Origin of the sequence: Thalassovita sp., assembly GCF_963691685.1 — a bacterium.
GTDB lineage: Bacteria > Pseudomonadota > Alphaproteobacteria > Rhodobacterales > Rhodobacteraceae > Thalassobius.
Window position 1 is genome coordinate 1,552,993 of the sequence record NZ_OY829290.1, and the last position, 20,539, is coordinate 1,573,531.

Here is a 20,539-nt window from a genome sequence, read left to right on the forward strand (position 1 = left end):
TTAACTGCCCGGCCCATCTTTCTGCCGGGGCTCCACCCCTGGCATCGGCCCAGCCGCACGGCTTTCCTCGTGCGGCTGGGTTTTTTCGTTTCAGCCGTTGGGCGTCAGGTGCCAAACCCTTCCAGCACGATTTTGCCTTTGGCGGTGTTGGTCTCCAGCAGCTTATGGGCGCGGATCAGGTTGGCGGCGTTGATCTCGCCCATCGCCTCGGTCGCGGTGGACCTCACCTTGCCGCTGTCAATCAGCCCGGCAACATCGTTCAGGATGTCCCGCTGGCGGGTGATGTCCGCTGTACCGAAAAGCGACCGGGTGTACATCACCTCCCAATGGGTCGAAATCGACTTGAGCTTGAAGGGGCGGACGTCCAGATGCTCAGGGTCATCGATCAGCCCAAAGCGACCCTGGGGCGCCAGAAACTCAGCGGCCTGTTCGATATAGGCATGGGTCTGATTGGTGGAGAAGACATAGCCCAGGGCGCCAATCCCCAAGGCAGCGATCTGCGGGGCCAGCGGCTGGCGATGGTCCAACACGTGATGGGCGCCAAGGGATTTCACCCACTCCTGTGTTTCCGGCCGTGAGGCGGTTGCGATCACCGTCAGATCTGTCAGCGCCCGCAACAGCTGGATCGCGATGGAACCAACACCACCTGCGCCGCCGATGATCACCACAGCCGGTGCCGCGCCGGGCACAGGATCGGCGACCCGCAGCCGGTCAAACAACATCTCATGCGCCGTCAGGGTGGTCAGGGGCAGGGCTGCCGCTGCGGCCGCAGGGATCGATGTTGGCGCGCGGCCGGTGATGCGTTCATCAACCAGATGGTATTCGGCGTTGGTGCCGGGGCGATCAATGGCGCCGGCATACCAGACGGTATCGCCGGGCTGGTAGCTGGTGACCAATTCGCCCGTCTCAACAACCTCACCCACGGCGTCCCAGCCCAGAATGGCGGGGCTGTCCCCTTCCGGTGCGCGGCTCTGACGGATCTTATAATCAACCGGATTGACCGAGATCGCCTGAACCTTGACCAGCAGGTCATGGCCCTGTGCCTCAGGCCGGGGGGCGGTGAAATCCTGCAGGGGCTGTGGTGCATCGATTGGGCCTGCAGCGGTGTAGCCGATCGCTTTCATGGGGCTCTCCTTTTGACAAAGCTGATTCACCTGCCATATGAAGGAGTAGACACAATGCGAACAAGTACGCACTATTTTAGCCTATAGGCACAATATGGATACTATAGAACAGCAGAGCACCCAGCGTTTTGCCGACTATGGCTGCAATGACGGCTGCCCGGTTGAGGCGGCGTTGGAGCAGATTGCGGGCAAGTGGAAAGGGCTGATCATCTACCATCTGCTAGATGAGACCCTGCGCTTTAATGAAATGCTGCGCCGGGTGGGGAATGTGACGCAACGCAGCCTGACCAAGCAGCTGCGTGAGTTGGAGGCCGACGGCATCCTGCACCGGGAGGTTTACGCTGTGGTGCCGCCAAAGGTGGAATATTCCCTGACCGAGAAGGGGCAAGCGCTGCGCGAGGTGGTGATGGCGCTGCACGCCTGGGGCAGTGCCCATCGCAAGGTGCCGCCCAACACTGAGGCGTAAGGGCGGGCTTAGCCGCGCGGCATCTTCAACGTGATGGTGCGGCCGGATTTGGTGTAGCGCAGCTCGCCTTCGCTGATGGAGGCCACGCGCCCGCCATCTAGTCGATCGCCCACGTTCACCTTCTTGTACCGGCCCGACGCCAGCCGGACGAGGGCGCTGCGGTTGCTGGGCTGGCCAGAAACCCCGATCAGGTTGATCTTTTTCAGGTTCAGCTGGTTTTTCACCGTCGCCTGCCGCGCGACTGAGGCCGAGGTGGGCAGCTGCGGCTGCACACGCACTGCGGCGGCCACCTGCACGCTTTCGGTGTTTGACGTATTCAGGTTGCTGGGACGCGCCATCGGGCGCAGCGATGTGGCGCCAACCGATTGGGCCACCGCCTCGTTGATCGCGTCGCGGGTTTCGCCCGACAGATCCACCAGCGGTGCTGAGGCGCTGTTCAGCAGGGTAAGGCGGTCGCCGTCATCGGTGTTGCTGTTTGCGGCGGTGCGCAGGTTGTCCGGGCGTGCTTTGGGGCGCAGCTGCGCCAATTCGGTGCGGGTGCGACCGCCAAGCACGCTGCGTTCGTTGGATTCGATCAGATCTTCCGGCCGCGCCTTAGGCCGGATTTTTGAACGGCGCAGCAGCTCCGCCTCGCTGATGCCTTCGAGCGCAACAACGGTGCGGGCTGGGAAGCTGTTCGGCAGGACCGGCGGGCGGCCCGAAAAGATCAGGATGCCATCCGGGGTCATCGTTCCCTCAGGGCTGGCCGTGACCAGACCACGCTGGTCAAACGTAAATTCAGTGCCCGCAGCGGCGGGGGAGCTTTGTTGCGGCGGCGTGGTGTCAGATTGCACCCGCGCCTCATCCGGCAGCGCCACAGCGTCAAAGGAGGGTACAGCCGGGTCAATCGACGCGATATAAAGGTCATACAGACCCGCCGTTGCCGGGGCGGAGGGCTGGGACGGGGCATCCTGCCAGACACCTGAGACAGCATAGCGTTCCGCAGTGCTTAGCTCAGGGGCGGGTGCCGTTTCAGTAACCTCGGGTTCCGCCTGCAGTTCAGGATCAAGCGCGGTCAACGCCTCATCCCCTTCGACCAGGGCGGGATCGGTCAGCGCGCTGGTGGCCGCATCAGGGGCGGCGGGCGCTTCGGGTTCGTATTGCAATTCGGGCGACAGCGAAGCGACTTCGGATGTATCGGGGGCCGCTTCTACCGCCGCACCTTCGACCGCAGGCAGCTCTACTTCTGCCAGCGGGGTTTCTGCCTCTTGGGGAACAAGCGTCGCAACGGGCTGGTCTGCTGCTGGCGCGGGCGTAGTTTCCGGGGCCGTCTCCGGGGCTGTTGCCGCGGCAAGATCTTCTGCCGGGGCCGCCTCTTGCTCCGCCTCGGCCTGCAGCACCTCAGCAGTGGTGGCAGGGTCTGAGTTGCGGAATAGACCGGCGATGCCTTCTTCGCCCAGGGAGGCCCAGGCAGCCATGCCGACCAGGAACAACAGCAACAACGCGGTCAGGATCAGCCCCAGGAACCGTGGCTTGCCGCCAACTACAACCTCTTGCTCACTCTTACGTGCGCCGAAGACGGTCATCTGCTGCTTTTCTTTGCGCGCCTCCTGCTGCCGCTTGGCGCGGCGCGACGGCGCTTTGCCCGGCGCGGGCACCTCCACCTCAGCCTCTGTCGCATCATCCTCGGCAGGGGCGGGGGGGATCTCGGTCTCTACGATCGTAGGCGTCAGACTGGCCGCAGCATCCAAGAGCTGCGCTTCGGCGTCTTCGCTGATGTCGCCGCCAGATGAGGCGGCCCCGTTCGCCGCGGGTGCAACCTCATCGCTGATTGGGGGCACTGTTGGGGCGTTGACATCGGCGTCCAGGGCTGGCGCGCCGGTGCCTGCCTCTGCGGGCGTGGCTGCGGCCTTGTCCGGGCGCAGCGTCAGTTTGCGCACACCGTTGACCTCTGGGCTGGTGCGGCTGGCCCCATCAAGGCGCGGCGCGGCTTTGCCTGTGTCTTCGTCAGTGGCGCCGCGACGGGCGCGTACACTGGCAAAGGAGAGGGCGCTGTTGGCTTCTGCTTTCGCGGTCGCTTCACCTGCGGGTGTTTCAATCTGCGCCGCCTTGGCCCGGCTGCTGCCAAACATTGGCGGCAGCGCGGCGGGTGTGTCTTCCACAGGTTTGTCTGCAATGGCTGGGGCGTCTACCGCCAGAATATCCTCAGGATCTGGCAGTGCAGGCTCTGCGGGCGCCTCAGCCTGAGGCGCGGTAAAGAGGTCATGCTGCAACTCTTCCAGATCGCGGGGGATCTCAGCGGCGTCTTCCGGGCCTTCGACGTTGCCGCGCGCTTCGGCGGCTTCGATCAATTCCAGTTCTTCCGGGGTCAACGGGATGGCCGGGCTCAGCTCATCTTCGATGCTGGCGGCCATCTGCGCGTAATCAACGGGCTGATCAATCACCTCCACCGCCGGGGCGGTGATCGCCTCAATCGGCTCAGGTGTTGGGGCCGGTGTTGGGGCCGGAGTCGGTTCAGGTGTTGGTTCGGGTGCCGAAACGGGCGCTGGCTCTGGCACCGCTGGCGCTGGCTGCTCTGCAACGGGCGCTGGGGTGACCTCAGGCTGGGGTGACTCTACGGCGACCTCTGCAGGGGCTTCGTCAATGGCAGGGGGCGCAATGGTTTCCAGCGCGGGCGCGGCAATCACTTCGGGTTCCGGCACCGGTTCGCTGACCTCTGGTTCCGGCGCTGGGGGTGTTGGAAACTTGGCGGGGCCAATGACGGCAACCGCGTCTTCATCCGGCTCAACCCGGCCACCAAACAATTCTGTTGCCGCATGGGTGCCGCCAAAGAAGGGCTCGCCCGGGTAGGCACCTGCGGGCTGGGCAACAAAACTCACCGGGTTGAACTGATGTTCATGGGCGAAAGCCTCGGCCTCGGCCAGGGTTTCGCGCGCAACGGCGGCAACCTCCAGAACCGGGCCGTTCAACTGCCAGTCAATCGCAAGATCCGCCAGCGCATAGGGGGTTGTGCCCTCAATCGCCGCATGGGCCAGGCTCTCATGTTCCGCGGCGGGCGCTTTGCCCACAGGCACGCTGACATATTTGATCTGGTCTTCGGGCAGGATTAGTTTGCTGGTGATCCCCTCCGGGCTGAGCAACAGCGCCTGTTCGCGCAGGCCTGTCAAAGCCGCGCCTAGATCCTCATCCTCAAAGGCCACACGACCCACAGCACGCCAGCCATCATCGGCCCGGTGCAACAGGTCAATGCCTTCAAACGAAAGCGATAATGCAAAACTCGGCTTCATGAGTTCGCTCTAGCATCCTCCACTTCGCAAAGGGACCCCCTTTGCGCCCCAAACCAAGAATAAAGCAGCTTCTTGCCGAGGGGAAGGGAGCCGTCACACTCCCCCTTGCAGGCGCTGTGCCAAAGAGACACCTCTAGGGGAGAAACCTTTGAAGGAGGGATAAATGAAGTTGTTGCACAAAATGGTGGCGCCCGCGATGGTCGCAGCGATGATGGCGGTGCCGGCAGCGGGCTGGGCGGACATGGTGCGCCACATCACGGTGACAGGTGAAGGTGTCGTTGCCGCGACGCCCGACATGGCAACGATTTCGCTGGGCGTGCAGCACGTCGCCGACACGCCGGAAATCGCCATGATGCAGACCGCCCAGGAGTCGCAGGCTGTGGTCAGCCGGCTGAAGATGATGGGGATCGCTGAGGCCGATATGCAGACCTCAAACCTGTCGCTGCATCAGGTGGAAAACTATGACCGCAACAACCAGCCGCGGATCGAAGGCTATCGTGCGTCAAATTCCCTGCGGGTGCAGGTGCGCGATCTGGATCAGCTGGGTCCGGTGCTGACAGCGGTGCTGCAGGATGGGGCGAATAACTTTGGTGGGCTGAGTTTTGGCCTGTCAGAGCCACGCCCGGCGCAGGATCAGGCCCGTCAGGCAGCGGTGAAAGATGCACTGGCCAAGGCAGCCCTTTATGCCGAAGCCGCGGGTGTTGAGCTGGGCAATGTCGTCTCCATCTCAGAGGCGGGCGGCCACGATATGCCAATGCCGATGATGCGGATGGAAATGGCGGTTGGGTCGGATATGGCCGTTGAAGCAGGGGAATTGAGCCTGAACCAGCAGGTCACCGTGGTGCTGGAACTGAAGTAAGTGCAATGCGCTGCGCGTAATAAAAAGGCCGGGGAAATCCCCGGCCTTTTTATTGCGTTATGCTCGGCGTTTAGGCCGATGCGGCCAGCGCCTGTTCCAGATCTGCAATCAGATCTTCGGCGTTTTCGATCCCGATGGAGATCCGCACCACATTCGGGCCAGCACCTGCTGCGACCTGCTGTTCTTCGGTCAGCTGGCGGTGGGTGGTGGAGGCCGGGTGGATCACCAATGAGCGTGCATCGCCAAGGTTGGCGACATGGCTGAATAGGTTCAGGCTGTCGACGAACTTGACGCAGGAATCGTAGCCGCCTTTCAGCGCTACGGTGAACAGGCCACCGGTGCCTTTCGGGCAGATCTTTTCGCCGCGCGCTTTATAGGGTGAGCTGTCGAGGCCCGCGTAGGTGACGGCCTCAACGTGGTCGTTGCCTTCCAGCCAACCTGCGATCTTCTGGGCGTTTTCGCAGTGACGCTCCATCCGCAGCGACAGGGTCTCGATCCCCATCAGCGTGTAATGCGCCGCCTGCGGGTTCAGCGTCATGCCGAGGTCACGCAGACCAATGGCGATGCCGTGGAAGGTGAAGGCCAGCGGTCCAAAGGTCTCATGGAACTTCAGGCCGTGATAGGCGGGCTCCGGCGCGGACAGGGACGGGAACTTGTCGCTGGCAGACCAGTCAAACTTGCCCGAGTCGACAACCACGCCGCCGGTGACCGAACCGTTGCCGGTCAGGTATTTGGTCATCGAATGCACCACCAGTGTCGCGCCGTGTTCGATCGGGCGGCAGAGGTAGGGCGTGGCCGAGGTGTTATCAACGATCAGCGGCAGGCCAACCTTGTCGGCAATGGCCGAGATCGACGGCAGGTCGGTCACATAGCCGCCGGGGTTCGCGACCGATTCACAGAAAATCGCGCGGGTGTCGTCATCCACAGCGGCCTCAACCGCGGCCAGATCTTCGAAATCAACAAACTTGGCCGACCAGCCGAACCGTTTGATGGTCTGACTGAACTGGGTGATCGAGCCACCATAAAGACGGGTCGAGACAACCACGTTATTGCCCGGCTGCATCAGCGGGAACAGCGCCATGATCTGGGCTGCGTGGCCCGACGAGCAGCAAACCGCGCCGGCGCCGCCTTCCAGCGTGGCCACACGTTCCTGCAGAACCGCCACGGTCGGGTTGGTCAGACGCGAGTAGATGTAACCCACCTCTTGCAGGTTAAACAGCGCGGCCGCGTGGTCTGCATCGCGGAACACATAGGCGGTGGACTGATAGATCGGGGTCTGGCGGGCACCGGTGGCCGGATCGGGGCGGGCGCCTGCGTGGATTTGCAGCGTGTCGAAGCCATAGTTCGGGGCGTCGGTCATGCGGGGTTCCTCCTTAAGAACTCTGTTGGAACAAATGTTGGTTTTGTTGACAAAATGGATAGGGGATCAAAGAACGATCGACAACTATAACGGGCCTAAGTGGGCTCAGTTACGGAAAAAGGTCCGGTTAGGGCGGTAAATCCGGACGATTGTTCCAATCAGGGGTTGGGTGGATCGCTGTGCGGGGCAGAATCACGCTTTTGAAACGGCATGTGAACCCACCGCGCATCATCACTCAGCGGATCCACAAATTGTGGTTCTTCAGGCGCTGGCGGATCTTTTGTTCCTTGCGGGGCAGGTTTTCGCGATCAAATAGACCACGCGCCTTGTTGCCTTTGTTCTGGTAGATGAACCGTTTCATCGGCTCATATTCCTTCAGCACCCGCTTCATCTTATTTGGGCTTGCCAGATCTTCGACCAGCTCAATCACCGCGTCGCTTTCGCGGGCATAGAGCAGCGCCATCCAGCGATAGTGGCAACTGACCGAACCATCCAGCAGCCCTTCAGGCAGGGCACCGCGACCGCCGCCCAGCGAATGGATAACCAAGGGCAACACAACTTGATCCAACCAAGGATCCAGCACCTGACAGACCAGTTCTGCCGGTGGGTTGTCGCGGATCGACAGGGCATATTCCGCAAATCGTGCGCCAAACTCATGTGGGCATCGGTAGAAGAAATAGCCAGCGTTGAAGTAGAGGTAGCGGCGCCAGAACTCATCCGGCTCCTCCAGATCGAGGGAGCTTTCGAAATCCAGATCAAACCGATCATAGAGCGCGCCCCAGATGTCATTATATCCGGGGCCATAAAGCTCGATCGTGGGCCATGTGCCCTCCACCCGTTCAGAGGCGCCGGGATTGGCAAAATCAAACGGCACCTTTGTCAAGTCATCAAGGATCAGCGTATCGGTGTCGAAAAACACAAACGGCTCCTCCTTGGGCAGGGCCATCAGCGCCTCAATCTTGTTGCCATAGGGATAGGCCGATCCAAAATGACGCGATTTGAAGTGGATCAGCTCCGCGCCGAAGCCCTGGAGCAGGTCAATGACCTGGGGATCCAGCACCCGCGGATCCTCCCGCCAGAGGGGGCCGGGTTCCGGGATGGCGATGAAAAAACGGCCGGGAAATTCGGGGTTGGCTTTATGGAATGAGGCCGCAAACAACAGCGCCTCATACTGCAGCCGCCCGGCTTGGGCGACAATCATCACGTTGAAAGATTGGCTTTTCGCTGCGGCTTTGGCCATAGTTGAACTGCCCCGACCTCATTTTTCGGTCACTATAGGGGCACGAACGCCTATGGGACAGTGTTCAAACAGATATTTTGACGTAGGAGGGTATTATGCTGGATGTGTTACTGATGATCGTGGCCATGGCTGTTGGCGGCGGTGAGGGCAATCAGGGGGCCGAAATGGCCAGCGATACAGCCACGCCCGCCCCGGCTGAGACGGCGGAACCTGCTGCCGCAGCACCTGTTGTGGCAGAGGCCGAGCCTCAGGTCGCCACGGGTAAATTCACCACGGCGACGGAGGTGAAACCGATCCTGACCATGACCAAGGGCAATTGGGTGGCGGTGCGTGAATATGACGGTCACGATCTGGTCTACTTCACTCATCTGATGAGCTGGCGCTGCGGGCTGAGCGCTATGCGCTATTCGCTAAACGATGGGCCTTTGCAGGTCTATGATCTGCCCCCCTGTGATGAGGCCTCGGCCACGCCGAATGCGATCCCCAATGACTGGTTGCCGATCTCAGGCTTGCCGCCGCAGTCGGTGGAGAAAGTTTATGTTGAGATTTTCTATGATGACCTGAGCACAGATAGCGCCAGTTTTGATCGCGCTGGGGTGGAGATCCAGTAGCGTCTTATTCTGCCGCTTTGCGCAACCGGCTGAGGGTGACAGGTGTCATGCCCAGATAGCTTGCGATGAAGGTGTGTGGAAACAGCGCTTCGTGATTGGGGTGAACCTTGCGGAACCAGACCAGACGTTCGGCTGCGGGCAGGGCGGCCAGCGCCCATTCGCGTTGGGCGCGGCGGGTGATCTCAGCCCGCATAATGCCGTTGGCCCAATTGCGCACATCCACGTCGCGCAGCATTTCCGCCTCCAGATCGGAGGCAGAAATTGTGGCGATCGTGCAGTCTTTGAGCGCGCGAACCTCCGTCAGGGACCTGCCGTCCTGACTGCGTGCGATATGTGGCGGTAGGACGGTGGGGCCTTGATGCAGCCCGGTGCAGACCTCGCGCCCGTGAGTATCGCAGATCAGGCTGACCATCGCACCGGTGAGCAGCAGAATCTCCCGCTGTTCCGGTGCACCTTGCTGGCAGATGACGCTGCCTTTGGCGGCAACCTCCTGCCCAAACAATGCTGCCAGCCGCTGGGCTGTGTCCGCCGGCAGTCCCGCCGACTGCAAGAGATCAAGAAGTGCATGCATCAAAGAATGTCCAAAATTGGCCCGGTCTTATCCGATGATAATGCGCCCCGGAGGGTGAGGCGGCTAGATCGGGACCATCAGAAACGAGATTTGGAAGTGAAACGATGACCAAAAGGAAACAGACAAGCGGGCGGCAGGTGTTGGCCATTCTGGCACTGGCCCTACCGATCTATCTGATGATGGTGCTGGGACCGCTGGCCTGGATGGCGGACATTGCGGGGCAGCCGGCATTTGATCTGCGCCCGATGGGGTATTCAGTGGCGGAGGCCGAAGCCCTGTTGACCGCGCTGGGTGAAAAAGGGCGTGCGCTCTATCTCTGGCGGCAAATCCCACTGGATCTGATCTACCCGGCGCTGATGGCTGCGGTTTTCTGGACGCTCTGCCGGTGGCTCGAATCGAAATCGCAAAATTCGGCAGGCTTCCCAGTCGCTGAACTACGATTCGCACGCTGGCTCGGCCTTGTCGCAGCGGCGGCGGACTATAGCGAAAACCTGGGCGTCATTCTGATGCTGAGTGAGGCGCTGCCGTTGCCCGTCATCGTGCCCTTTGCAAGCGCTGCAACCATCGCAAAATCGGTGCTGACCACCGGTGTTATCGCGTTGATTATCGCGGCATCTGTCGCGATCTGGCGTCAGTCGACGCGAGTGTCTACCATGGAATAAGCGCGCGAAAACAGCGTCTTGCGCTGCGTTCTTACCATCATTCTTTAAGAGAGAAGATGGTGGGCGACCTTGGAATCGAACCAAGCGTGCGTCTCCGCGAGGGAGTTACAGTCCCCTGCCACACCTTGCGGCCTGTCGCCCACTACCGAGCGGCGCTGCCGTTCGGTGAGGCGGTGTTTACGGTGCCGCGAAGGGGGCGTCAACCAGAAAATATCTTGCAGCTGACACTTCTCCAGCGCATTAAGCGCGGCAACCCGGATGGAAAGGTTTTCGGCATGAAAAAGCCAAAGTGGGTGGTCGCCAAAGAACAGACCAAAAAAGCAGCCGCGGCTGAAACAGTCTGGCTGTTTGGCCTGCATGCGGTGCGTGATGCGCTGGAAAACCCGAACCGTCAGAAGCTGCGGCTGATCGTGACCAAAAATGCCAGCGACAAACTGGCCGAGGCGATTGCCACCTCGGGAATCACCCCTGAACTGGAGGATCCGCGCAAATTCAACGCGCCGCTTGATCCGCAATCGGTGCATCAGGGCGCCGCTTTGGAGGTGAAGCCGCTGGATTGGGGCAAGCTGGATCACGTCTGTGCGGGTGAGCCGGGGCTGGTGCCGCGGGTTGTTATGCTGGACCGGGTCACGGATCCGCATAACGTCGGGGCGATTCTGCGGTCGGCCGAGGTTTTTGGCGCCTGTGCGGTTGTTGGCACCCGTCACCATTCCGCCCCTGAAACCGGCGCCTTGGCCAAAACCGCCAGCGGCGCCCTGGAGCGTCAGCCCTACCTGCGCATTCGCAATCTGGCCGACGGCATGGAAGAGCTGCGCAACATGGGCTACCTGATTCTGGGCCTCGATGGCGAAGCAGATGAAACCATCGACGCCGCCGTGGAAGGCCACCGCGATCAACCCATCGCATTGGTGATGGGCGCCGAGGGGCCGGGACTGCGTCAGAAGACCAAAGAGACCTGCGATAAACTGGTGAAAATCGATTTCGCCCGTGGCTTTGGCTCGCTCAATGTCTCAAACGCGGCGGCTGTCGCGCTTTATGCCGCGAAACCGTAAGGTTTCATCACACCGGACCTTGTGTTTACGGGCAGAGCACATAACTCTGCCCGCATGGGTCATTCACGAAAAATCGCCACCTGCTGTTACTGTGGTCGCCGCTCTGAGCTGGTGCTGTCGGGCCGTGTGCAGCATGAATTAAGCTGCGGCTCCTGCGGGGCGCCTTTGCACAATATGAAACGGGTGCCATCGCAGCCTGTTCCGCCAGAGGCCAGCGGTGTGCAGCCGCGTGAACGGACCTACTATCGCGAACCCTATCCGCAGGCCCGGCCAGACAGCTACAAGCCGCATAAAACCCGCAAGCAGAAGCGCAGAAAACCTTGGGGTCGCAAGCTGTTTGAGGAAATCGTCGACGCGGTTGAGGACATCTTTGATTGATCGCTATACGCGGCGATACGGGGCGGGCACCCGGCGCTGATCACAAATCCTTGAGCAGATATTTGAAATCGCAGGCCGGCCCCCTATCTCAATCTATGAGAGACGCGTGACTGGAACCTCCGCGTCTCAGTTCACTGTCCCTCGTTCCGTACTGGCGCCCAGGTCCCCCCTTGGGCGCCTTTTCTTTAGCCCCGTCACCAGCTAGGCATAGGACATGAGTGAAAGTTATCGCGATGATGAGCTGAAGCGAATCCTGCAACGCACCAAACGGGTGGCGGTTGTCGGCGTCTCCATGAACCCGGTGCGGCCCAGTTACTATGTGGCGCGCTATCTGGGACTGAAGGGCTATACCGTGCTGCCGGTCAATCCGGTCCATGCAGGCAAACGCCTGTTTGGCCAAACCGTGGTGACCTCGTTGACTGACATTGAGGGCGGGGTGGATATGGTGGATATTTTCCGCCGCTCAGAACATGTGCCCGCGATTGTGGATGAGGCGCTGGACACCTTTCCAAACCTGCAGACAATCTGGATGCAGATCGGCGTGGAACATGCTGAAGCCGCTAACAAAGCCCGCGCGCGCGGGGTGGACGTGGTGATGAACCGCTGCCCGAAGATTGAGTATCAGCGCCTGTTTGGGGAATTGCGCATGGGCGGCTTTGCCACCGGCGTCATCTCCTCCAAACTCTGAGCCGCTTATTTGTTGCGCGATGCCTTTTCGGCGATGCCAGACTGGCCCTGCCGGCGGGCCAGTTCGGCCATGACATCACCCAGTGCTACGCCGCGAGATTGCAGCATGACCAGCAGGTGAAACAGCACATCCGCAGCCTCGGACGTGAGGCCCGCCTTGTCATCCTTCACCGCTTCGATGATGGCCTCAACCGCTTCTTCACCAAACTTCTCGGCGCATTTCTCGGGGCCTTTGGCCAGCAGCTTGGCGGTCCAGCTGCTTTCTGGATCCGCCTCGGCGCGGGCGGCGATGATGGTGGCAAGATCGTCGAGGGTCATCAATGGAATATCTCCAATCGTGTATCTTTCATGATGATGGCATCAACCATCGCCCAGAATTCTGAGGCAAAATCAGTACCCAGAACATCACTTCGGTCCAAAGGTGTGAACATAGTTATCTGCGCTTTGTTTTCTGGAGGCCAGTCCAAGAGGCTGCAACCGTCGCGTGTCCAGCTTGCGCGGGCGGCCCAGCGTTCAGTGCGCTTACCAGTATCAGAGAAATCACCAACATAAATTGTGACCACCGGAGGGTGATTGCCAGAGGCGCTTGTAAAACGCACGTCGTAGAACCCGATATAGTTCCCCTGATGGGATAGATCTCCATCGCCGCGCGTTGTTGTTTGGGCGCAGCAATCACATTGGGTGTGCTCAACGCCAGTTTCAATGACGTCGATGTTCTCCCATTCGATCATTCAATCCTCATCGCAATTCCGGCTGCTGCCATGTGCTCTTTGGCTTCGCGTACGGTGTAGTCCCCGAAGTGGAAGATCGAGGCCGCCAAAACCGCGCTGGCGCCGCCTTTGGTCACACCTTCGACCAGGTGGTCCAGGTTGCCAACGCCGCCCGAGGCAATGACGGGAATGTCCACCGCATCGGAAATCGCTTTGGTCAGCGGCAGGTTGAACCCCGCCTTGGTGCCATCGCGGTCCATGGAGGTCAGCAGGATCTCTCCGGCGCCTTTGGCTTCGACCAGCTTGGCAAATTCCACCGCGTCGATCGGGTTGCCGTCGGCATCCAGCGCCGCCTTACGGCCGCCGTGGGTGAAGATGCCCCATTTGTTGGGGGTGCCATCCGCGTCATGGCCGATGGTTTTGGCGTCAATGGCCACCACGATGCACTGGCTGCCGAACTGATCGGCGGCTTCGGCCACCACATCCGGATTGGCCACCGCGGCGGAGTTGAAGCTTACCTTATCCGCACCGGCCAAAAGCAGGTTGCGCACGTCCTGCACTGTGCGCACACCGCCACCCACGGTCAGGGGGACGTAACACTGTTCAGCGGTGCGCTGGACCATGTCATACATGGTGCCACGGTTTTCATGGGTGGCGTGGATGTCGAGGAAACAAATCTCATCTGCACCGGCGGCGTCATAGGCCTTGGCGGATTCGACCGGGTCGCCTGCATCGCGCAGACCAACGAAGTTCACGCCCTTCACCACACGGCCATCGGCCACGTCCAGGCAGGGGATGATGCGGGTTTTCAGCATGTTGGCGTCCTCTATTGCGCTCCTTGGCGCGTCAGCCCAATCCTTAAGGGGCAGGGGCCAAGGATGCAATCGGGGATGCCCTCTGATGGGCTGGGTTGGCTGGATTAGGCGGCTTTCAGGCTGGCCTCGGCCACACGGGTGATCGAATTGCGCACAATCAGCACGTGGAATGGCATGATGACATGCAGATAAGCTTTGCCCAGCAGGTTGTGCGGGTGCACCCAGGTGGACATATACACCCGGCCCCGATGCTGTAGCACCGCAATCCGGAAATCGAGGTGGCTGTCATCGGTGCCCAGGATCAGCTCGTCGCCGCTTTCATGGGTGATGGGGAAAATGGCATCCCCAGCGTCGCGGTCGCCAAGTTCGGTTTTAAGCCCCAGAGGTTTGACAAGGGTGTTGCGCAGCTTCATCAGCGCTTCAGCCCAACCCGGCATGGTGAGCGCCAGTTCCACGGCGCGTTGCGGCGGCAGGTCTGAGCCGCAGCTGTAGCAGTCCAGGAAATCACCCTTGTTGTGGTGCTGCCAAAGGGTGGAATGTGCAGGCAATTGATCGGATTGAATAAGGGGCATTGGGGCCTCCGGCTGAGATCCGTTGTTGCGTCCATTTGCGTCTGAGTGAGGGAACCACATGGTAACCAGATAGGCCACGCGGCCTGCTGTCGCGCTGCGGCAATCTGTTCCGACAGCGGGCGTCAACAGCGCGGTGCTGGGAATTGATTCTTGGGTTAAAATTGCGGGGTGAGATTTGAAGGAGGTGCGCCAATCTAAGATTGCTTGGTGGTGTCTTTACTCATCTCCTGCATGCAGATTTACCTTTGAGTTTAAAATATTTCTTGTTCATTGATATAGCATTCTATTAATGGAATGCTTGAGTGAATTCGTTTTAATATGCTGTTTTTGTTGTATTAATTTTAATTATTTTGATGATTGAATAAAAAAAATTGAGTAGTTGACTCTTTTTGTTGGTCGGGTGTAGCCCCAAAGGAAGATCAGCAAGCCAGTCCGAAATACCCGCAAGCCTTCACCTTCAACACGGACTGGGGACATGAAAATCAAACCAACTTTCGGCTGTCATTTGACGGCTTATTTGCTGTTAAGCACCTGTTTGGGCACCGCCGCGCTGGCGCAGGACACCACCACATTTCTGGAAACGATCACCCTGACAACGGACCGGGCGGGGGGCACTATTCTGGATGTGCCGTCAAACACCACCGTTGTGGACGAAGATCAGATCGAAGGACGAGACATCGACGATCTGGAAGATCTGGTGCGCACCGTGCCCGGCGTCGATATTTCCCGCCAGACCTCCTCGACCGATCCGTTCAACTCGATCGGTGGCGTCACCATCCGCGGTGTTGGTGGCAACCGCGTGGCCCTGCAGGTTGATGGCAGCCGCGTTGCCGAACGGATCACAGACGGCACGCGCGATTACTTCGATCTGTCCTTCACCAAACAGGCCGAAATTGTGCGCGGCCCGGCCTCGGTCCTTTGGGGGGCTGACGCGCTGGGTGGTATCATTGCATTGGAAACCCTGGATCCCGAGGATCTGCTTGAAGGGCGTGAACGCGGTGGCCGGTCCACGCTGTCCTTTGACAGTCTGAATGATCGGATGACCGGTGAGGCGGCCTTTGCCCAGAGCTTTGGCTCAAATCTGGAAGTTCTGCTGGGCTACAAACGTGAGCAGAGCCACGAAATCGAAAAGTCCAAAGCTCGTGATGACGGTGGTATCATGCCCTGTTCGCGTGAGGTCGCCTATGGGGCAACGACCTGTGGCGAAACGGATCCGATGACTGAGAAAACCGATCGCCTGCTGGCCAAGGCGGTTTGGACCCCGAATGCCGAGCAGCGTTTGGAATTCAGCGCCGATATCCTGCAGCGTGAAACCCATGTGGATCAGCTGCTGGACCTCAGCGCAACCAACCACAGCCGCACCCGGGATCTGGATCTGTCGCGTCATCGCTACGGGATCGAACATACCTGGACCCCGGGCAGCAACGTGATCAGCGAGGTGAAAACCACGCTGGCCTATACCCCACACAGCTATGAAAGCCGCAGCAATAAGATCTTCACCAACACCGGTGGGGACATGATCCGCGACTATGATGTGTTGAACTATTACGAAGACTTCCTGGAGCTGGACGTGCAGGCGACGGCTGAGTTTTCCACCGGCGCAGCCGATCACCGGGTGATCTTTGGCTTTGATGGCGACACAACCAGCACCGACTATCAGCGGATTTCGCAGGAAACCAACCTGACCACCGGAATCGCTGATGCGCCGGAATATGCTGGCGGCTTCAACTTCGCCAATGCCCAGACCCAGCGCGCGGACCTTTATGTTGAGGATCGCATTACGCTCGGCAACGGTCTGGAGCTGACCCCGGGCCTGCGTCTGGCGACCTACAAGATCGACCCGCAGCCCGACAGCGATTACCAAATCGTTCCCGGTGCTGAGCCAAACGTGCGCAAGTCCACCAAACTGCTGAAAAGCCTTGGGCTGCAGTATGAAATCAGCGACACGACCAGCGTTTGGGCGAAATACGGTGAGGGCTTCAAGATGCCCACCGCGCAGCAGTTGTTCCAATCGCTGCCCGGCAGTTTCTTCCAGCTGGTGCCTGCACCGGATCTGGAGCCGGAATATGTCGAAAGCTATGAGTTGGGGCTGCGCCACGAAACCGGCAGCGGCTATGCGGCGATCAACGCGTTCAAGTCGGATTACACCAACTTCATCCAAAGCTTCTACAACATTCCCGGGACCAACCAGTACACCTATCGCAACCTCTCTGAGGTATCGATTTGGGGTGTCGAAGCATCGGGTGCCTTTGATCTGAATGCCACCACTTGGCTGGGTTTCTCAGCGTCGTGGCAGAAGGGTGAGCAGAAATACACCTCTGCTTCGGATCCGACCCCGCACAACTTGGCACCGCTGATGGCGACCGTCACTCTGGGGCATGAGTTTGTTGAACATGACCTGTCGGTTGAGGCCGTGGCGACCTTTGCCGGTGACGTCAAAGAAACCTCCACCCCGGATGGGTTCAAACCGGACGCCTATGCGCTGCTGGACCTCTACGGCAAGTGGCAGTTCATGGACAATGCGGCGCTGAACGTTGGCATCCAGAACGTCTTTGACACCCGGTATTTCACGGCTGATGCCATTGGTCGCGATGTGACCGTCAGTGACAGTGTTGCCAACGGCAACCCGATTGAGCTGATGACCGGTGCCGGGCGCACGTTCCAAGTTAGCCTGAACCTGGAATTCTGATGCGTATCTTAATTGGACGGCTTTACCGTCTGACAGTGCTTGCGGCCTTTGGGCCGCAAGCATGGAAAGGCTGGCTGCTCTACGCGACCGTTTTAAGCTTAGGCTTTGTCGGGGTGTGGACCAGCGTCTTTATGATTGCCTGGAACAAACGCTTCTACGATGCGGTTCAGCAGCTTGATCTGGCCACCACTCTGCGCGAGTTGGTGGTCTTTTTCCTGATCACCGGCCTGCAGGTGCTTTTGTATATTGCGGGCGATTACCTGGGCAAACGGCTGCGCTTGCGCTGGCGTTCCACCCTGACCAAACGGGCTTTGCGGGTTTGGACCGAAAAACAGGCCTATTGGCATCTGCGCCCTGGCCTGTCGCCGAAAGCGGTTGAGAACCCCGACCAACGGGTCGCTGAGGATTGCCGCCTGTTTGTGGACAAGCTGTTGTTGCTGTCGATCGACCTGATCGAAAACTGCGTCTCCATCGTCAGCTATGTTGTAGTGCTTTGGGGGCTGACCGAATTTGTGCTGACCGTGCCTGTTGCCGGTCAGGTGATCAGCGTGCCGCATTATCTGGTCTGGGTGGCATTCCTCTATGTGGCGGTCTCCAGCTTGATCACCCATGTGATGGGGCGACAGTTGAAACCGCTCTATTTCCGGCAGGAAAAGCGCGAGGCTGACTTCCGTTACGCGTTGGTGCAGCTGCGTGACAACGCCACGGAAATTGCCCAATCGGGGGGCGAGGATGCCGAAGCGCGCCGTTTGCAGGACCGCTTTCAGGGGATCCGGCAAAACTGGTTTAAACTGATCCGGCGTGAAGCGATTTTGAACCTGTTCCACCGGCCCTATTTCCAAACCGTGCTGCGCATTCCGATGTTCTTTTCGCTGCCGGCCTATTTTGCGGGGTTCGTGACCTTCGGTGGCATGATGGAACTGTCCGGCGCCTTTGGTCGGGTCACTCAAACACTGAGTTGGTTCATCTTTAACTACAAACGTCTGGCTGAAACCGCCGCGGTGGCGGAACGTCTGGATGAGCTGTTTGCCAGCGCCAAATCCCCGGATCCGATGCCGGATGTGCCGCAGGCGATTACCCGTGGCCATACCGCCGACGGGACACTGCAGGTGCAGGGTGTGACGCTACAAACACCGCAGGGGCGTGCCCTGGCGCCGGTGCCGGACATGACCATCACACCCGGCAGTGCCGTTTGGATCAGCGGCCCATCAGGCAGCGGCAAAAGCACGCTTTTGGCAGCCCTGTCAGGCCTGTGGTCCTACGGTGAGGGGCGGATTGATCTGCCTGAGACACCAATCATGTTCCTGCCGCAGAAACCTTATCTTTTGCCGGAAAGTCTGGGCCACGCGGCCTGTTACCCGGCTGATCCTTCCGACGTCGATCCGGCTGAGCTGCGCGCGGTGCTGTCCCGGATCGGGCTCCGCCATCGTCTGCCGTTGCTGGCGGTGACGGGGCCGGCCGCGCTTGAGGGCCTGTCGATGGGGGAACGGCAACGTCTGGCAATGGCGCGGGTGCTGCTGAACAAACCGAAATGGGTGGTCTTTGATGAGGCCACCAGCGCGCTGGATGCCACCAGCGAGGCAGAGCTTCTGGCGTTGATCCGTCGGGAACTGCCTGAGGCCACGATCCTTTTCGTGGCGCATCGCGAACCCTTTGCCCTTGCCCCCTTCATCAAGTGGCGCATTGGCGGTGACCAAGAAGAAAGGAAAACGGCATGACTGAGCGGTCCAACCCAGAAAAAGGCCGGTGGGCGCTGACCGCCGCCTCCCCGCGTGACGTTCTGGCAAAACTTCCCCAACTGGATCGCGTGATGGTGGCTATCCGCCAGGACGGGCTATTGCATGAGCGTTTGGGGCATATCGAAACCGTCACGGATCAGGGGGCGGAGGTTGTGATCGCGGACAGTGCAGAGATCACGCGCCTGCCGCTGGATCTGCTGAAAACCGTTGTGCTGGACGTCAGCGTGGAAATGCGCGGCAAGCTTTACCCGCGGTTGGAGTTTTGGGGCGAGGGTGAGGATTACCTGTTTTCCGTAACCGGGCTGGAAGGCGGTGATGCGTTCCTGCCGGTGCTGGCAGGCTACGAACGATCCCGGCTGCCCTTCAAAGATCTGAAAGCCCCGGAAGGTGAAACACCTGAGGTGCCAGAGGATGATCCGGCGCTGCTTCTCCTCAATCGCCTGATGGAGGACAAAACACCTGTGCAGGTGCGGGCAACCCGGGTGGGTATGCAGCAGATCTGGCAGGGCAGCATCGAAAAAATCATGGCGATGGGCGGCTATGTGAACATCATCACAAAAACCTTCCATCTGCATCTGGAGGCCGGGCAGGTCGCGACCTGGCAACAAAACGGGACCAGCCATGTGGCCTTGAACGGCGCCGGTCAGCCCATCGGCCTGGAGGTACAGGAACTATGAGCGCAGGTCAGTGGTTTATTCCCGGTGAGGGCACCGCGGTTTCCCATGGTGAGGTTCTGGCAAATGCTGCCCGGTCCCGCACGGTTCTGCTTGGCGAATCCCATGACAGGCCGGACAATCACCGTTGGCAGATGCATGTCTGCGCCGGGCTGTTGGCGCTGGGGCGCAAGCTGGTCATCGGGTTTGAAATGTTCCCGGCCCGTCTGAACCCAGTTCTGGCGGAATGGGTTGCGGGGAACCTGAACGAAGCCGAATTTGCCGAACGCGCTGAATGGAGCACGGTCTGGGGTTTTGCTATTGAGATCTATATGCCGATTTTTCGCTTCGCGCGGGATTTCGGGATTGAGATGCTTGGCCTCAACTGTCGCCGTGGTCTTGTGACTGAGGTTGGCAAAGATGGCTGGGAGGCGATCCCGGATGAGATGCGCGAGGGACTGAGCCCGTCAAAACCAGCCTCATCGGCGTATCGTCAGTACCTTTTTGACATCACCGGCGGCGGCCGTCCCGGGCGCAAGGCGACCTCGGCTGAGGATCCGGGATTTGACCGGTTCGTGCGGGCGCAGCAGACATGGGACCGGGCCTTTGCCTGCCGCATTGCGGATCGTCTTGCCCAGGGGGACGAGGTTTTGGTGGTCGGCATCATCGGGCGCGGGCATCTGGAGTTTCGCGGCGGCACCCCGTACCAGTTGGCTGATCTGGGGGTGGAAGACTGCACTGTGCTGCTGCCCCATATCGCGGATGCCCCACATGCGGCGGGGCAGGGGGATGCCATGTGCACCATGCCCGTAAAAATTGAGCCGCCTGCAGAACGCTAAGGCCGCAGCCTTTCGTTTTCATCAGTCTAATATGGTCAGCCCATCTGCGGCTGGCCGTTTTCTTTTGGACCGCTGCCCCTGCCAAACCGGACGAATCGCAGCTGGATCAAGCGGCAACAAGGGGGCTGACGACTTCGACCTGTTTCACCACACTTTTGGGTGGTTTGCCTAAGCGACAGCGCGGTTTGCAAGATGGACAGGAAACCGGCCTTTTCGCGCCTTTTGTGACCCGCTCGCAACTGGGTC

General features: G+C 60.0%; 20 protein-coding genes and 1 tRNA gene. 11 read left to right on the top strand and 10 right to left on the bottom strand.

Annotated elements, in window-relative coordinates; translation table 11 throughout:
• Nucleotides 1-104 precede the first annotated feature (104 nt).
• Complete coding sequence (locus tag ACORLH_RS07540) at nt 105-1,124, bottom strand: zinc-binding alcohol dehydrogenase family protein (protein WP_321832043.1); 1,020 nt, start codon at nt 1,122-1,124, stop codon at nt 105-107.
• Nucleotides 1,125-1,218: 94 nt separating this feature from the next.
• Between ACORLH_RS07540 and ACORLH_RS07545 the strand changes: the two genes are divergently transcribed.
• Nucleotides 1,219-1,590: a helix-turn-helix domain-containing protein gene (locus ACORLH_RS07545; protein ID WP_321832044.1), complete on the top strand. Its 372-nt coding sequence runs from the start codon at nt 1,219-1,221 to the stop codon at nt 1,588-1,590.
• 8 nt (nt 1,591-1,598) lie between these two features.
• On the opposite strand, the gene ACORLH_RS07550 is transcribed toward ACORLH_RS07545, so the two are convergent.
• The gene (locus ACORLH_RS07550; RefSeq protein ID WP_321832046.1) at nt 1,599-4,856 is read right to left on the bottom strand and encodes a hypothetical protein; all 3,258 of its coding nucleotides are present in this window, start codon (nt 4,854-4,856) and stop codon (nt 1,599-1,601) included.
• A 163-nt stretch (nt 4,857-5,019) separates the two neighbouring features.
• Between ACORLH_RS07550 and ACORLH_RS07555 the strand changes: the two genes are divergently transcribed.
• Nucleotides 5,020-5,715, top strand: coding sequence for an SIMPL domain-containing protein (locus ACORLH_RS07555; protein WP_321832047.1), 696 nt, complete (start codon nt 5,020-5,022; stop codon nt 5,713-5,715).
• 70 nt (nt 5,716-5,785) lie between these two features.
• Here ACORLH_RS07555 and ACORLH_RS07560 read toward each other — a convergent pair whose 3' ends face one another.
• Together ACORLH_RS07560 and ACORLH_RS07565 are read right to left on the bottom strand one after the other, a co-directional pair.
• Complete coding sequence (locus ACORLH_RS07560) at nt 5,786-7,075, bottom strand: O-acetylhomoserine aminocarboxypropyltransferase/cysteine synthase family protein (RefSeq protein WP_321832048.1); 1,290 nt, start codon at nt 7,073-7,075, stop codon at nt 5,786-5,788.
• Nucleotides 7,076-7,310: 235 nt separating this feature from the next.
• The gene (locus tag ACORLH_RS07565; RefSeq protein WP_321832049.1) at nt 7,311-8,315 is read right to left on the bottom strand and encodes a hypothetical protein; all 1,005 of its coding nucleotides are present in this window, start codon (nt 8,313-8,315) and stop codon (nt 7,311-7,313) included.
• 95 nt (nt 8,316-8,410) lie between these two features.
• Here ACORLH_RS07565 and ACORLH_RS07570 point away from each other — a divergent pair, with 95 nt between their 5' ends.
• Nucleotides 8,411-8,926 (top strand): hypothetical protein, encoded by a 516-nt coding sequence (locus ACORLH_RS07570; RefSeq protein ID WP_321832050.1) that lies wholly within the window; start codon nt 8,411-8,413, stop codon nt 8,924-8,926.
• Between the two features lie 4 nt (nt 8,927-8,930).
• On the opposite strand, the gene ACORLH_RS07575 is transcribed toward ACORLH_RS07570, so the two are convergent.
• A complete protein-coding gene (locus ACORLH_RS07575) occupies nt 8,931-9,497 on the bottom strand; it encodes a Crp/Fnr family transcriptional regulator (protein ID WP_321832051.1) in 567 nt (188 codons plus the stop codon).
• 104 nt (nt 9,498-9,601) lie between these two features.
• Between ACORLH_RS07575 and ACORLH_RS07580 the strand changes: the two genes are divergently transcribed.
• Nucleotides 9,602-10,159 carry a hypothetical protein gene (locus ACORLH_RS07580; protein ID WP_321832052.1) on the top strand — a complete coding sequence of 186 codons (558 nt, stop codon included), beginning with the start codon at nt 9,602-9,604 and terminating at the stop codon, nt 10,157-10,159.
• Nucleotides 10,160-10,216: 57 nt separating this feature from the next.
• Here ACORLH_RS07580 and ACORLH_RS07585 read toward each other — a convergent pair.
• Nucleotides 10,217-10,300 (bottom strand) — tRNA-Tyr (locus ACORLH_RS07585).
• 134 nt (nt 10,301-10,434) lie between these two features.
• Between ACORLH_RS07585 and rlmB the strand changes: the two genes are divergently transcribed.
• From rlmB to ACORLH_RS07600, 3 genes are all read left to right on the top strand, one after another.
• Complete coding sequence (gene rlmB, locus ACORLH_RS07590) at nt 10,435-11,211, top strand: 23S rRNA (guanosine(2251)-2'-O)-methyltransferase RlmB (RefSeq protein WP_321832053.1); 777 nt, start codon at nt 10,435-10,437, stop codon at nt 11,209-11,211.
• 54 nt (nt 11,212-11,265) lie between these two features.
• Nucleotides 11,266-11,589, top strand: coding sequence for a hypothetical protein (locus ACORLH_RS07595; RefSeq protein ID WP_321832054.1), 324 nt, complete (start codon nt 11,266-11,268; stop codon nt 11,587-11,589).
• A 214-nt stretch (nt 11,590-11,803) separates the two neighbouring features.
• Nucleotides 11,804-12,277, top strand: coding sequence for a CoA-binding protein (locus ACORLH_RS07600; protein WP_321832055.1), 474 nt, complete (start codon nt 11,804-11,806; stop codon nt 12,275-12,277).
• A gap of 5 nt (nt 12,278-12,282) precedes the next feature.
• On the opposite strand, the gene ACORLH_RS07605 is transcribed toward ACORLH_RS07600, so the two are convergent.
• From ACORLH_RS07605 to ACORLH_RS07620, 4 genes are all read right to left on the bottom strand, one after another.
• Entirely contained in the window at nt 12,283-12,597 is a 315-nt protein-coding gene (locus tag ACORLH_RS07605) for a phosphoribosyl-ATP diphosphatase (RefSeq protein ID WP_321832056.1), read from the bottom strand.
• Nucleotides 12,594-13,007, bottom strand: coding sequence for a hypothetical protein (locus tag ACORLH_RS07610; RefSeq protein ID WP_321832057.1), 414 nt, complete (start codon nt 13,005-13,007; stop codon nt 12,594-12,596). The genes ACORLH_RS07605 and ACORLH_RS07610 overlap by 4 nt, the downstream gene beginning before the upstream one ends.
• Nucleotides 13,004-13,801, bottom strand: a complete 798-nt coding sequence (gene hisF, locus ACORLH_RS07615; RefSeq protein WP_321832058.1) for an imidazole glycerol phosphate synthase subunit HisF — start codon at nt 13,799-13,801, stop codon at nt 13,004-13,006. The genes ACORLH_RS07610 and hisF overlap by 4 nt, the downstream gene beginning before the upstream one ends.
• A gap of 104 nt (nt 13,802-13,905) precedes the next feature.
• Entirely contained in the window at nt 13,906-14,373 is a 468-nt protein-coding gene (locus ACORLH_RS07620) for a DUF2867 domain-containing protein (protein WP_321832059.1), read from the bottom strand.
• Between the two features lie 475 nt (nt 14,374-14,848).
• Here ACORLH_RS07620 and ACORLH_RS07625 point away from each other — a divergent pair, with 475 nt between their 5' ends.
• From ACORLH_RS07625 to ACORLH_RS07640, 4 genes are read left to right on the top strand one after another with little or no spacing between them, the layout of a single operon-like run.
• Nucleotides 14,849-17,062 (top strand): TonB-dependent hemoglobin/transferrin/lactoferrin family receptor, encoded by a 2,214-nt coding sequence (locus tag ACORLH_RS07625; RefSeq protein ID WP_321832060.1) that lies wholly within the window; start codon nt 14,849-14,851, stop codon nt 17,060-17,062.
• Entirely contained in the window at nt 17,062-18,780 is a 1,719-nt protein-coding gene (locus ACORLH_RS07630; RefSeq protein ID WP_321832061.1) for an ABC transporter ATP-binding protein/permease, read from the top strand. The genes ACORLH_RS07625 and ACORLH_RS07630 overlap by 1 nt, the downstream gene beginning before the upstream one ends.
• Complete coding sequence (locus ACORLH_RS07635) at nt 18,777-19,478, top strand: hypothetical protein (protein WP_321832062.1); 702 nt, start codon at nt 18,777-18,779, stop codon at nt 19,476-19,478. Before ACORLH_RS07630 ends, ACORLH_RS07635 begins: the two co-directional genes overlap by 4 nt.
• A complete protein-coding gene (locus tag ACORLH_RS07640; protein ID WP_321832063.1) occupies nt 19,475-20,293 on the top strand; it encodes a ChaN family lipoprotein in 819 nt (272 codons plus the stop codon). The genes ACORLH_RS07635 and ACORLH_RS07640 overlap by 4 nt, the downstream gene beginning before the upstream one ends.
• Nucleotides 20,294-20,539 lie beyond the last annotated feature (246 nt).